The organism is Rhodococcus sp. WS3 (assembly GCF_003797085.1).
GTDB classification, from domain to species: domain Bacteria; phylum Actinomycetota; class Actinomycetes; order Mycobacteriales; family Mycobacteriaceae; genus Rhodococcus_F; species Rhodococcus_F globerula.
Genome location: NZ_RKMA01000005.1, coordinates 15,117 through 29,175, shown reverse-complemented (window position 1 = coordinate 29,175; position 14,059 = coordinate 15,117). Strand labels below are relative to the sequence as shown.

The following is a 14,059-nucleotide window of genomic DNA, read 5'->3' as shown; positions in this document are numbered from 1 at the left end:
CGCTCGTAGCGTGGGTAGATCAGACCTGGATGCCGAACAGGCTCAGCAGCCAGTTGCCGATGCCGGTCGCAGCGCTATCGCTTTGTGCGATACCGAAAAAGGCAAGTCCAACGAGGGACAGACCGCCGACAGTGAAGACCTTCGAGAGATTGCCTCGCAGACCGCCCACCAGGACCGCACACGCGATAAGAACGAGGATCGTGACAATGACGTTGTCACCGAGCCAGGAACGAACGCCTGTGGTGTTGACATCGGTTGTTTGGGCGAGCAAGTCGACGGTTCCGGGGGTCATGGTCGTCAGATTGACGACCGTGGACGTGAGAGACATGAGAACGCTCCATCGCTGAGTTCGGCCAGTGCACCTGAATGTGGATGCGCGCGACCGTAAGTCGATTTCGCTTTTTATCTCAACGGGGTGTCTGCGTCCGGAACGGTTCATCGGCAGGGTTTTCACAGCAGAGCTGGGTCCGAAAGTCGTTCAAGAGACATGTGCGCGGCGGTGCGCCCGCCAATTTTCGCAGTGCCTCGGTGGTCGTTCGGTAACGGCGCTGTGCGCGAGAGTAATTCGTGGTGGTTGCCAACTGGTACAGCAGGGGCGCGTGTTGGCGCGGCGGCGAGGGCCTAGGGGGCGTAGGGGATATGGGCAGGCATATGGACCCAGTCAGAGCGAGATGGAGCGGGTGCGCAGGCATGCTTGCTGCACGCCCTATAGGTGCGTTCTGGCAACGGCGGGTCAGCGTGAGCCCATAGGGGCGAATTGGGTATTGGTGCGCTGGGGTACGGAGAACGCGCTCAGATGCGCGGTGAAAATGGCGCCGGATTCGGAGCCGGAATTCGGTGATGGATTCGAGCGCTCGAAAAAGCGCTTCCCACCCCCACCCCCTCCGGGGGCCACTCCCCCCGGCGTTCCTTGGGGGGAGTGTACTTCAGAATTACGCTCAGCGCCAACGCAATTCGGAACGCCCTAGTGAAACGCTATGCGCAGTGCCCGAGGTCGCGCACTGACGTCCATTCACCACTCGCATGCCGTCACGCGCTCCGTCCCGCTCACATTACCGCTTGATTCTCCGGATGCACCTCCTCGCCGCATCGCCTCTTGCATCGCTCGATCGACCGCTGCAATGAGCGTTAGTCGCAGCGCCTGAAGACTCCCAGGAGAAGCGCTCGGTGAGCGATGAACGAGCGCGCCGAACAGCATCCGATGAAGCGCTATGCGAACCACCGGCATCACCGCTCACGAAACGCTGATTTCGGCGACCTCGCACGCGGGGAGTCGAGCGTTCGCCAGAGGATACGTCGAACGCGTTGGTGCCCAGGGCAACTCCGGGAAACGGGAAGCGTCAGGGGAGGGGGACACCCCGTTGAGGAAAGAGGCGGGTTTCTGCCACTGTGCACCAAGACGCCCCACGGATGACGTTCGGAAGATATCAGCACAAACGAAAGGCGCAGGCGGTGAACGGAAATCAGGACCCACTCAAGGACTGGCTGGTCGCGACGTGGCGTGACCTTTTCGGTGAGTCCAATCAACGAGGCGAGGACGCGAAGCAATCGCATATCAGCCGTTTCACGCCACTCTCGCCGATCATCGTTGTCGCCGCTGGCATTGCTGTGTACTCCCCACGCATCATGGCGGCGGCAGGCAATGCAGCGGTTGTCGATGCACTTGCCAAGCTCCATAGCTACCGGACACTGCTCGTTGTCGTTGCCGCCACTTTCATCGCGATTGACGTCCTGCGTTACCGCACGCACAAGTGGTCACAGGTACTCGAATCGGTGGTGCGCCAAGGCTCCGGTCATCTACCGAAGAAGATCACCGTCAGCTTTCCCCCCGGGTGGCGCGTGATCCGCCGCGCAACGGTCAAGATGCAACGCGGTGCAGTGATCCGGCCAAAGCAATTCGAGGAACTCTCCCGCGCGATCGAAGCCGCATTCCCCGGCAACGACAAGTGGGAGGTCAAGGTTCGCCATGAGGCACAGCACGACCGCATCGTCATCAGCCGCGAGACGATCACCCCCGACACGCGCTCCGACCGTCAGAAGGTTCTCCAGTCGGCGCTCGATGGCACCTCGATCTTCAAGGACCCGAAAGTGACGGTCTCGGCGCGGGACCAGGACGGCGTCGAGACCGGATACCGGATCTCGTTCGAGAAGTCGATGAACGCCGGCGCCAAGGGCTTCCAGATGAAGGTCGAGGAAGCTCTCACTTCTCTTGCCGGTCAGCACGAGTCCGGCCGCAACTGGACCACCGACTGGTACCCGGACAAGGGGTACCTGAACATGCGGCTCGTTGCACCGATGCCCTCCCGCGTCGACCACCCCTTGGAGTTGGTCGACGAGAACCTGCGGCATCTGCCGTATGCGACCGGCGTGGCCGACCGGACCATGTACTGGGACATCTCCACCAGCTCCAACAAGCCGCACTGCTTGATCGTCGGTCCGACCGGTGGCGGCAAGACGTCGGTGATCCGCACCTTGCTGACCGAGGCTGCACGCCGCGGAATCCCTTTCGTCGGAGTCGATCCGAAGATGATCGAACTCGACGGACTCGAGGGCTACCCCGGCTGCGGCGCGGTCATCTACGACGCGCTACGCGCAGCGATGTTCGTGCGGGCTTTGCACTCGGAGATGATGGCGCGCAATGCCTACATCCACGACATGAAGATCGAGGGCTCACAGCTGCCGTTGATGATCGCGGTGCTCGACGAGTTCTTCATTCTCTCCGGCAAGTGGCAGCGTCTGATGAAGACCGGTGACGACGAGACCCGCGCACTGCTCAAGGAGCTCGATCCGCTCGGCGCATGGGCCGATCTCGCCGTCCTTGCCCGTTCGGCCGGCATCCGGTTGCTGCTGGGCGTGCAGCGCCCCGATGCCGGGTTGTTCGGTGGCGCTTCGGGTAACGCCCGCGACAACTTCGGCACCCGCATCAGTCTCGGCAACCTGTCCCAGGACGGCGCGCTGATGATGTGGGGAGACTCCACAGTGGGCCGCGAAGTCGACACTTCTGTCAAGGGGCGCGGCATCGCACTCGGGGACGACGGCAACCCTGTCGACGCGCAGATGTGGTGGACCCCAAACGTCGATCGGCATCCGAATAAGTGGGGGCAGCTTTCAGCGGAGGACAAGGCGATCATCAACGGTCTCGCCCCTTCCGAAGCGCCTGGATTCACCTGCTACGCAAACGAGCTTGCCGAGTTCATCGCTTCAGAGCGCGCTCTGGCCAAACATGCCCGCAAGAACGGTAGGGCGCTTGAGCCCGTCGTGATCGGTACCGGTGAAGAAGATTCCAGCGCAGCGGCCCCGGTACCTGGCGCTGAGTTCGTCGCCGAATCCAAGCCCGAACTACCTGTGGACGACGATTTCGCGGACGTCATTCCCGCATCTGCTGTCAAGGCGGGAATGACCGTTCTGGTCGACGACGAAGGCGGGGAACTTGTTCCCGTCACCGTCGACTCGGTCGACGTCGAGCGCAATGCCAAGGGCGACGTCACTGCGACCGTACTGATTGTCGGCACCGGCCGCGTGAAGACACGAATCGCGTTCGACGGCACCGGCGTCGTCGTACTCCCCGAAGCCGACCTCGAAGGAGCGTCGGTGTGATCCCCAAGTTGTCCGTTTCACCACCACCGGAAGGAACACCCATGACCCGCCGCATTTCCCAGTCGATCACCCCGACCTCCGAGGACGTGGCCGCGCTGCGCGGACCGTTCATCTCCAAGGGCGCGAATGACCCCATCATCAAGGCGCTGAGGGATTACTTCAAGGACTCAGCTCCCACTTGGCTGGCAAAGCTCAGCGAGGAACAGGAGCTGACCCGCGAACGGCTCGCAGAAATCCGCGACGCCTCAGCGAAGCGACGCGTTGTCATCGAAGCGTTGCCAGAAGGAACAGCCCGAGACAAAGCGCTCGCTGAGCTGGAGGCAACGGAGGCCGTCGTCTCCGACATGGACACGGCACTGGCCGGTGCCAGTGCCTTCGGAGTCAGCTAACGATGACGACGCTGACAGTAGATGTCGAGATCACTTCCAAGACCACTGCCCGTGCAACTCTGCCGGACGCCGATGTACCGCATATGGATCTGGAGGCCACCGAGAACAGGTCTCTCTCGGCGGTTGTGCACGAGTTCCTGACCAGAGTCGCCAAGGGACAGGACTCCGACGTCGAGGTTGTCTACCGGACGGGAAGGGACACCAAGTTTCTGACCGTCAGCCCGGACGGCAAGGCGAAAGAGCGCGCCCCGAGCACGCCCCTGCCGATCGTCAGGAACACCCCTGAGACAGTGGCGGCAGAGAACGTGTCTCCGCCGCTGGCCGGGCCGGTGGTTGTTGCGGCTGAACCGATCGAATACGAGGCTGTACCGGAACCCGTCCACGCGCCCGCGCAAGCGCCGAGGACAGAGCCGGAGTCGGTCGTTGCACCCGCCCCGTCCCCGGCGGCGCAGTGGACAGCAGAGCCGGTCACAGGGCCAGTTAGCGTCCCGCTGCCCGTGCTCTCGCAACTGTCTGCCCCGCGCGCCAACCCTGCAGAAAGCGATCCTGCGCGGCTTGGTGTGCGGGGTCGGCTCAATGCCGTGCTCGGACTCAAACTCGCGCCGAAGTCGGACTCACTCGAGATGCGGTTGCGCGGTGCGCAAACGACGATCGAACGCGCTCTCCCCGAAGGCGCGATGATCACCTTCGCCAACGTCAAGGGCGGCGTCGGAAAAACGCCGATGTCGATCAGCTTGGCCGAAGCACTGGCCGAACACCGTGGCCCGGCAACAGTCACCTGCCTTGATCTCGGTGAGGTCGGTGGCAGCTTCGCCGACCGTGTGGCCGTTCCTCCGGCTGCGGGGCAGGACGTCGTCAGTCTGCTGGCCGGTATCGACCCGGCCGCTACTGACGTTCCGCCGTCCAGAGTGGCGCGTTTCCTGACTCGCCAACCAGCCGGGTCCGACATCGTCACCGGCAGGGTAGGAGTCGACGCGACCCTGACCTACAAGGAAGCGGCTGCACTCGGAATGATCCTTGGTCGGCACCGCGATCTACTGGTCACCGACACCGGCAACTCGAGCCTGTCCGCCAGCTGGCAATGGGCGATCCGGGCGTCGCACGTGGTTGTCATTCCTGTCCCTTTGCGCCGGGATGCAGCCGTGGCAGCGCAACGCACCCTCTCGACGATTGCGGCGGTCCGACCAGACGTCCTCGCGCGCACGGTCGTTGTCATCACCGACGGCCCTGGCGATGCTCCGATGGTCGAAACCGAGGCGGTCGACGCGTTCTCTGCGCTGGGAGTGCCGGTGTGCAGGATGCCGTTCGAGCCGTTGTTCGCCTCCGGCGAGCGCATTGCACTCAGCCAGCTGCGCAGAGAAACACGTGATGCGTTGACCGTCCTTGCCGCGACCGCTGTCGATCTGATGGTGGGCGCCGTGGACTGATGCGCTGGCACAGCCCACACCGGCAGTGACCGTCCTACTTCCGATCCGATTCCACGAAGATCCCCGGCCCCCTAAAGGCTGAAACCAGATGAAAGGCGATGCTCATGAGCAATGACATCACTACCGGTAACCGAGCTGCCCGCCGGAACTCGGGTGGTCGACACCGCAAGACTCAGCACCAGGCCACGACCGCGCTGGTCGTCGCCGCAGCAGTATCCGCAGGGATTGTGTTCGCGCCCCTAGCTGGTGCAGCGCCGACTCAGGGCGGCACCACAGGCGGAGGCACCCAGGGAGGAACATCGGCGCCGGCGCCCGCTCCCGCGTACGTGCCCGAGGCCCCTGCCGAACCGATCTACTGGACCGCGCCCCCGGCGCAGCAGCCGCAGTACACCGCGATCCCGAACTACGACTACGGCACCGGGCAGTACGCAGGAAACGACAACTACGTTGCACCACTCGACTACTCGACGTTGCACGCGCCGGTAGCTGTCGAGGCAGCGCCGATCTACATCGCGCCACCGGAAAAGATCATGATCGGCGACTACCACCTCAATCAGGCGAATTGGATCACCGACGAGGACCGTGAGCGCACCAACAACACCGCCGGACTGATCCGTTCCCAGGTGGCCACGGCCTGGAAGTCTGTCGGTGTCGAACCGGACCGCGCTGACCGCGTCGCCGCCGCGCAGATGACAGGAGCCGTCACTGGTTTCGTCGCCGCAGGAGCGGCGTGCGCTGTGCCCGGTGCACTCCTCGGTGGCACAGGCGGCGGTCTCTACGGTGCCGCGCTCGGTGGTGTAGTTCCCCTGCCCATTCCGCTGCTCCCCGAGGCCACCACCGGTGTCGCTGGCACCGCACTTGGAGCGGTCGGCGGCGGCTTGCTCGCCGCAGCTCCCTGCGCTCTCGCTGGTGGCGCGCTCGGCTTCGTCGGCGGAACCGCATTCGGTGCAGGCGACGACGAGGGCCAGCCGATCGAAATCGCCCTCCCCGACATCGACCAGCCCACCATCATCAACGAGACCGAGACCGTCCTGGGCCAGTGGGAACAGTCCGGCCCGGTCGGTGAAGCCACCGCGTCCGGGATCCGTGACGTTGTCGCCGTAGCTCCCTCGATCGACCAGCAGGCCCGCTACTGGGTCGCCGTGCAGCCCGGTGGACAGCAGGTCATCGAGGCAGTCGACGGTGCGCTGGAGACGTTCTTCGATGGTTCCGCTGGAACGGCCGCAGAGATGATTTCAACCGCTTTTGGCCTGGGTGCTGGAGCCCCGGTCACTGCCTGACCACGAAAGGTGGGTGGACACCATGAAGCTCAGCAATAAGCCCCAACGGCACCCCGCCGTCGTCGACCTTCTCGGTGGCACACCCGCCACCGCTCAGCCGGGCGCAGCTGCGAAATCAGCTTCGCCCGGCGGGCCGGTGGCCTTGCCACCCTTGGTCGCACCACCGAACGCGCCCCACTCCGGCGACGATTCGCAGCCCCGCCGAACGAACAAGAAACTCGTTATCGCCGGTGTAGCCGGGCTTGCTGTTGTGGCGATTATCGGCGGCACGATGTGGGGCGGTGATGGAAACCAGCCCGAGAGCACAGCGGCCGCCTCCACCACCACGGAGACCGCGTTGGACGCCCTCCCGATTCTCGACCTGCCGGAAACGAGCGCCACGACCACACCTGCATCCTCCGATGTCGACGACGAATGTCGCGCTGACCGTGGTGATCAGAACAGCGGTGCAGGTGTGATTGCCGCGTGGAACCACGCCTACTACATCGCGCGCAACGCGGTCACGGCTCGTGCGCTGGCCACGCCGAATTCCTCTGTCGTTCCGGCAGAACAGCTTCAGGGATTCATCGACTCTGTACCCGTCGGCACCAATTACTGCATGCGCGCCAAAGCACTGTCCGAGGACGTCTATCTCGTGGATCTGTCCGAGCTACGACCCGAAGGCGCAGAGCGCATAACCCAAACCGTCACCACCAAGAAGATCGACGGCAAGTGGTTCGTCGACGTCTTCAATTGACCGGACACACGACAGGACGCCGAATGCCCTTCTCTCGCAACACCTTCACCAACACCTTCACCAAAGCCGCCGCCACGCTCGCTAGCGCCGTGATCCTGGTCGGGTGTGGAAGCGACGACACCCGCGAAGCCGCCTCGGTCAGCACATCGACCAGCGGCACCATCGTCACCGACACCAGCACCGACCTCGGCAGCATTGTGATCGGTTGGGGTGAACAGCATTCCGACAGCGAAATCACCACGCCCAAACCCGAAGACGTCACCGCGCGCTGCACCGGACGCGGCGACGAACTGGCCGTCGACATCGCAGCACCGCACGGCTGGAAGATCCACGCCAACCATGGATCTCAGACCCTCACCATCGGCAACGTCGACCAAGACCTCCCCACCGTAGACATCGACACCACCAACCAGTTCCTCGAGATCCTCCAGTCCGTCGACTGGTCCGAGACCGACCAGATCGACATCGCCGCCACTACCGACGCTCGCGAAGCTTGGAACCCCGCACACAGTTGCCGCGTCCAACTCTCCATTCACATCGACTGCCGCTGACCAGCGCACACGACACGTCCCGCCCAGTGGTTCACGTCGACTTGTGCTCGCGGTCCGGCTAGCGGAAAGTGCCCTGCTCCGAACTTCGGAGCTGGGAACTTCGCTTGTTGGACACGCATCGACTGTGAATAACCATCAGTGGATTGTTGTCGCAACGAATATCAGGCCCTCCGACTCCGCGCTGATGTGCTGGTCAGCACCTGTTAGACGAGTCAGGAATGTCTCGACACCCCGTTGAGGCGAAACGCCGAAGTGGGGGACTGTAGGCGCCTGTGTCCCTTTCGGCAATTGAGGTGCCCATGCCCGTCAGATATGTGAGAAGCCGCCGTGCCGTTGCACTGATCGCCGCCGTGACCGTTGCAGGTGCCGGCGTCGCGCTCACCGCTCCTACGATTGCCAATGCGGCGCCGACCAAGTGTGCAGCGACGTTCAACCTGTTCATTCCCGGCACCTGGGAAACCACCGAAGATGCTGACCCTTCAGTGCCGGTGGGCATGCTCAAGCCTGTGGCCGATGCTCTCAAGAGCGCGCATGGCAGCGAGGCCGTGCTTTACACGCTGCCGTACATGGCGCGCGCATTCGACAACGGCCACACCTACGCAGACAGCAAAGCCGACGCCCTCACCAAGTCGAAGCAGGTCTTGTCGAAGGTCGAGAATGAGTGCCCGAAAACGAAATTCACTATTGTCGGCTACTCGCAGGGTGCGGACGCTGCCGGTGACCTGGCATCTGAGATCGGGAATGGCAAGGGCCCTGTGGACGCTGGTCGAGTCCTCGCAGTCGGCTTGCTCGCTGATCCTGGTGCCGGGACGAAAGGTGCTGCGACGGTCGGCCCGCGGACTTCGGGCCGCGGTATCGCCGACCCGCGCCCACAGGGGATGGGTGCGCTCTCTGGCCGTGTGGCCTCGATCTGCGATCCGGGAGACCTGTATTGCTCGATCGAGAAGGGGTCGAGCCCCCTACTCGGTTCGCTCGGTTCGATTCTGACCGAAAGTCCCAGCGGCGCCGCTACCGACACGTTGGCCGGCGGGAACAGTCAACTCGCTACCGCGTTGACGTCGGACTTCTCCGGCTCCGATCTGCCTGCGCTGGCGGCGAACGTGGCCGCCCTCGGGCAGCAGCTCACAGAACCGGCCGTCGACATCAATCAGGTGGCGGTGGCCGCGTCATCTATCGCGAAGACTCTCGCTCCATTGGCGGACCTGCTCGACTCGGGAGCGGCGAATCCGCAAGCGAACGGTCAACTCGCGGCCGCGCCCGTTGGTACTGCCGAGTACAACGCCTCCGAAGTCCTCACCAAGGCGGGGCAATCCGATCTCACTGCAGCTCTCGATACGGCCACGAAGCTCGTCGACACCGCGACCACGCTCACCGGCGGTAACGGCGGTGAATCGCTGCGCCTGCCGTCGACCTCTACGGAGGTGCAAACCCTGACCACGGCTGCAGAGTCCCTCGGCGTACAGGTCGCTCCACTCGCGTCGACCCCCTCCGATGCGCTCACCTCGGCCACCAGCGTGCTGGCGGTACTGAAACCGACGGTGGTGGTCAATCAGGTTCTCAATGTTGCCACCGGTATCACCTCGCTCGACATGCCTGGCATCCTCGAGAATCTGACTGTGCTGCCGCAGAAGGTCGCCGCGCTCGATGCGCGCGGTGCCCACGAGATCGCGGGCCAACTGAACAATCAGTTCTCACCGTTGGTCACGATGGCGGCAGCTGTTGATCTGACATGGGTCTCGCAGGTGCTTTCGGTCATCCCCGACCCTTCCGGCGCTTCCCAGATCGCGGCGCTCGTCGCGTCGATCCTCGCGAACGTCGACGTCATCAAGTTGGCGAACATCGTCGGGCAGATCCAGGAGATCGCCTGGGCTGCTGTCGAAAAGCTCCTTCCTCCGCCCGGTCAGCTGCCCGACCCGCTCGGCGCAGCCGCAGCCCTGACCGGACTCGTTCCGGTCGGCCTGGATCTGGCGTCGGTGGCGATGAACATGCTCTCCGGTAAGGCCACCAAGACCCCGCCCGCGCTGCTGGGCAAGCAGGCGAACGCGGTCTCCACGAGCATCACCACCGCGGCGGAAAACCTGGATCTGCCGCAACTGTCGAACTCGTTGATCACACTGTCCCAGTCACAAGGGGCCGAGGACCTCGCCTCCCTGGTCGGCGAAGGTTTGCGCGCCGCAGACTTTTTCACCTCCGGTGCCCACACCAACTACAACGCCCTCGTCGTCGACAACGCTGGACGTAGTGCCATCGTGTGGCTGGCGGATTGGCTCAATCTTCAGATCGGACGTGCTGTATGAGCCGCCGAGCCCACAACCCCGCCGCCCGCTGGACGACGTGTGAGAAGTGCGGTCACCGCGGATACCACACCCGCGGTGATGCGAAGGCAGTTCGCAAACGACACCACGGCGCCAAAGGGATGGCCGTCTTCTCCTGCCCCCACACCGAGGGCTTGTTTCACGTCGGACACCGGCCAAACGCGTTGAGCAGCGGGGAGATCAACCGCGGACTACTACGCGCACAAGCCCGGAGATCCGCCGATGCAACAGAGGATTCCAGTGTCGCGTCTGCCACGACATGTCCTGTGTCGGCGTCATCCTCGGAAGGATGCACACCGCACCTCTGTGTCCCTGCACGCCGACGGCATCCGATTAGAAAAGGAAACTCTGGAATGAACTCCGCTGACCCCGAACATCATGCCCACGTAAGTAATTCGCGTCTCGCCGATCGTGTCACTGCCCGCCGGCAGGTTGAGCGCTCCGAGAACACGTGCGGGAGGTCAGTGCCGGACGCCTTCACCGTGATACCGGGCGACAAGGGATCACCGGTCGTCATCCATGTTCCGCATTCCTCGCGCCTGATCCCACCCGGGATCCGCGCCGACCTGATGCTCACGGACAAGGAGTTGGCCGCCGAGTTGGACGAGGCCACCGACACCGCCACCGACGAGATCGCAATCGCCGCCCTCGCCCATGTCCGGCTGCGGCCCACGATCGTGATCAACCATCTCTCCCGCCTGGTCATCGATCCCGAACGGTTCCCCGACGGCGACCGCGCTGAGGCGTTCGGCCGCGGCGCGGTCTACACCCGCACCTGCTCGGGGGCGCGGCTGCGCGCCGAACCTTATCCTCTTCGGGCGGAACTGCTCGAGGCGTATTTCCGTCCCTACGCCGACGCCGTCACCGATGCCGTTGCCGACAGGCTGAACGTGTGCGGGCGGGCGATCGTCATCGACCTGCACTCGTATCCGGAGAAGCCGTCCGCGTTCGAAGACGCTGGCGCGCCGCGGCCATCGTTGTGCATCGGCACCGACCCCCAGCACACCCCAGGATGGCTGATCGCTGCTGCCCGTGGCGCTTTCGCGTCCCTCGGTGAGATCTCCGAGAACACGCCCTACATCGGCACGTACGTGCCGCTGCGGTACTACGGCACCGATGACCGGGTGTCGTCGGTGATGATCGAAGTGCGCCGCGACACCTACCTGACCGATCTAGCCGCACCGCACCCTGAACGCATCGCGCAGCTCGGCCGCCATCTCGCCGCCCTGATCGACGCAGTCAGCGATCGAGCCGCTGATGTGTAAACCCAAACCCGGCCCACGCTGCACCCCGCACATCCGCGCACGTCTTGACAACGCCGGCGCCCGAATCGATTCGGCCCGCGCCAAACTCGACAAGAATCCCAGCGACGCGCGCCTGCAGCGGCGTGTTGCCGCCGCCGAAGCCGCCTACAGCGGCACCCGCGATCTCTACGACTCCACCCCCGGCGGCCAGAACGAACTCCGCACAGCTATCGCCGCCGACCCCGACCACCGCGCCGAGCTGGCCCGGCGCCTGGCCGCGGGGCAGCAGTTGCGCTCCGAACAAACCGAGGCACTGCGCTGCGTCCGAAGCGGCGTGGCGGACAATGACAATGAGAAAGGAGAACACGATGGACGAACCGATGACGCAGGAACGCCGCGAGGGCTTTTGGAGGCAGTACGGCTGGAGCCCGGAACTACCGGAGGACCAGCGGAAGGCGATCGAGGCGCGCTACACGGATCCGAAGATCGAGGAAGCCCAAGCGCTCGGCTTCTGATCGACAGACAACAGGTTCGACCGGTCGCCGACCACACTCTTCCCGAGGCAGAACGCGCCGGCTTTGCGAAGCGTAACTTGTCCGCTCCCACGCTCTACGAGTTGGCGCCCGCGGACGCCGGCGTCTACCGGGAGCAGATGCTCGAGCTCACCCGCAAGAATCCGCATGCAGCGTCGGTTCATGTCTACGACGAGGCCGAATACCGGCAGATGCGACTGTTGGTCACCGACGACGGAAAGGCCGGCGTCGCACTCAAAGACGACGAAATCGTCTCCGCGTTTGCGCACAAGGACTGCGCACATCCCAGGTCGGTGCAATCGATGATCCGCCAGGCCACCCGGCTGGGAGGCCATCGCCTCGACTGTTTCGATACCGTCCTGCCGGATATGTATGCGGACGCTGGATTCGTCCCCGTCGCGCGCTTGGCCTGGAACGACGACTATGCACCCGAGGGCTGGGACTACCAGCTGTTCGGCACCTTCAACGGCGGGCGGCCCGATGTGGTGTTCATGGCGTATGACCCCAACCGTGTCGGCGGCATCTACACGCCTGGGACGGGGGAGTACGTCGCCGACTACGACGTCGGTATCACCCGCGCCCAGGCGTACATGCCCGGCATGTCGACAACAGGGGGAGCGAGCACTATGTAACGACACGGCCGAGGACATCAGGAGTGTCCTGGATTATCAGATACTGCGGATAACATGAACGCGATATTCATTCAGCAATACAACGAAGAGGGTTCTCTGTGGCCGAAATCATTATTCGCCAACTTATCGACGATCTCGATGGGAAACCCATCGACACCGGATTGGGACACGAGGTCACCTTCTCCTATCAGGGCGTTGATTATCGGATCGATCTACGGCCTACCAATGCTGACAAGATCGAAGCGGTATTCGCCCCGTATATCAATGCGGCGGAGAAGGTTTCCTCTGCTGGCAAGCCCCGTACGAAAACCTCGACCGCGGCTAAAGCGTCGGGTTCCGGTCGATCCGCCGAGCAATTGAAAGCGATCCGGGCCTGGGCCGGTAAGAACGGCTTCGATGTCTCCCCCCGCGGGCGGATCAAAGCCGAGGTCATCGATGCGTTCGACGCCGCACACTGAATGCTAGTAAACAGCATCTTTTTTCGTTGAGAACCAACGAGCAGAGCACGTGTGCCATGTGATTCTCGCCGGCGAGAGAAGAAGAATTTTCAGGCGAGTTCGAGACCACCCTCGGCGGCGAAGACAAGAGGGCCGTCGTCGAGAGGGCAATCGCCCACCACAGCACCGGCGCCCAATCCCGCCCAAGTCAGAGCTATCGATGGCGGTATCGGCGCAGAACTCGACGAGGACACCGGCCTGCGCGAAATAACCGGACTGCGATCCGGAGGCCGACATCGCCATGAACTGCTAATTAACCACACAATGGCATCAGTAGGTTCAAAGCCAGAATCGGATATGGATCTGATTCTGGCTGAGAATCTACCGGTCCGCGTGCGGTGGTGCTGTGTTCGGAGATCGAAGTTTGGAGATCGAATTGCTGTGGTCGGGCCGGTGTTTCCATACCCCACCTAGACCGTTATGCACGTTGATCGCGGTCATTCCGTACCTGGCACGTGGGAATACAGTGCTTTCGGCAGCTTAGTTTTACGATTGTCGTGCAATCTGTACCGGATCCATTGTCGTGCAGGATCTTTCACATATATCCACCATTCGATCAGCATGTTGAGGAAGCTGATACCGGCGGACGGTGCCGGTAATCTGTGCAGGTTCCGGTTCGGCAAAGACCACGATCATGATGCCGATGACGGCGCTGGTTGTGACGACGATCGAATACATGAGACGCCCGTGCCTATAGAACACACATACCTGCTCCGCAGGAAGTCGAAGTTAACATGGCCCTTCGCTTATGGCTGCTTTTCTACCCCTCGAAAATAGCTGGCGGAAGGCACGGGAGGGCATTCTGGGTCGGCTCCCACCCTGCGCGGCCAGCTGCCCCCGTACCCGAAAGCCTAGGGC

At 63.3% G+C, this 14,059-nt stretch carries 12 protein-coding genes; 10 read left to right on the top strand and 2 right to left on the bottom strand.

All coding sequences use genetic code 11. The annotated features are described in order from the left end of the window. Positions 1-19 precede the first annotated feature (19 nt). Positions 20-328, bottom strand: coding sequence for a hypothetical protein (locus EEB13_RS29690; protein WP_141486924.1), 309 nt, complete (start codon positions 326-328; stop codon positions 20-22). A gap of 1,124 nt (positions 329-1,452) precedes the next feature. Here EEB13_RS29690 and EEB13_RS29685 point away from each other — a divergent pair. The 10 genes from EEB13_RS29685 to EEB13_RS29635 all read left to right on the top strand — a co-directional run bounded on the left by EEB13_RS29685 (position 1,453) and on the right by EEB13_RS29635 (position 13,162). After that, entirely contained in the window at positions 1,453-3,597 is a 2,145-nt protein-coding gene (locus EEB13_RS29685) for an FtsK/SpoIIIE domain-containing protein (RefSeq protein ID WP_141486923.1), read from the top strand. Between the two features lie 41 nt (positions 3,598-3,638). After that, positions 3,639-3,986 carry a hypothetical protein gene (locus tag EEB13_RS29680; protein ID WP_045063574.1) on the top strand — a complete coding sequence of 116 codons (348 nt, stop codon included), beginning with the start codon at positions 3,639-3,641 and terminating at the stop codon, positions 3,984-3,986. Positions 3,987-3,988: 2 nt separating this feature from the next. Further along, positions 3,989-5,413 carry a ParA family protein gene (locus tag EEB13_RS29675; protein WP_141486922.1) on the top strand — a complete coding sequence of 475 codons (1,425 nt, stop codon included), beginning with the start codon at positions 3,989-3,991 and terminating at the stop codon, positions 5,411-5,413. Positions 5,414-5,517: 104 nt separating this feature from the next. Then, positions 5,518-6,693 (top strand): insoluble domain protein, encoded by a 1,176-nt coding sequence (locus EEB13_RS29670; protein WP_141486921.1) that lies wholly within the window; start codon positions 5,518-5,520, stop codon positions 6,691-6,693. Between the two features lie 22 nt (positions 6,694-6,715). Then, the gene (locus EEB13_RS29665) at positions 6,716-7,429 is read left to right on the top strand and encodes a hypothetical protein (protein ID WP_141486920.1); all 714 of its coding nucleotides are present in this window, start codon (positions 6,716-6,718) and stop codon (positions 7,427-7,429) included. Positions 7,430-7,452: 23 nt separating this feature from the next. Further along, entirely contained in the window at positions 7,453-7,980 is a 528-nt protein-coding gene (locus EEB13_RS29660; protein ID WP_141486919.1) for a hypothetical protein, read from the top strand. A gap of 299 nt (positions 7,981-8,279) precedes the next feature. Further along, positions 8,280-10,277 (top strand): cutinase family protein, encoded by a 1,998-nt coding sequence (locus EEB13_RS29655; RefSeq protein WP_141486918.1) that lies wholly within the window; start codon positions 8,280-8,282, stop codon positions 10,275-10,277. A gap of 371 nt (positions 10,278-10,648) precedes the next feature. After that, positions 10,649-11,560, top strand: coding sequence for an N-formylglutamate amidohydrolase (locus EEB13_RS29650; RefSeq protein WP_187328645.1), 912 nt, complete (start codon positions 10,649-10,651; stop codon positions 11,558-11,560). Beyond that, positions 11,553-12,704: a hypothetical protein gene (locus tag EEB13_RS32165; protein ID WP_261984679.1), complete on the top strand. Its 1,152-nt coding sequence runs from the start codon at positions 11,553-11,555 to the stop codon at positions 12,702-12,704. The genes EEB13_RS29650 and EEB13_RS32165 overlap by 8 nt, the downstream gene beginning before the upstream one ends. A 98-nt stretch (positions 12,705-12,802) precedes the next feature. Then, positions 12,803-13,162: a histone-like nucleoid-structuring protein Lsr2 gene (locus EEB13_RS29635; protein ID WP_141486916.1), complete on the top strand. Its 360-nt coding sequence runs from the start codon at positions 12,803-12,805 to the stop codon at positions 13,160-13,162. Between the two features lie 89 nt (positions 13,163-13,251). On the opposite strand, the gene EEB13_RS31700 is transcribed toward EEB13_RS29635, so the two are convergent. After that, positions 13,252-13,395 (bottom strand): hypothetical protein, encoded by a 144-nt coding sequence (locus EEB13_RS31700; RefSeq protein ID WP_187328644.1) that lies wholly within the window; start codon positions 13,393-13,395, stop codon positions 13,252-13,254. Positions 13,396-14,059 lie beyond the last annotated feature (664 nt).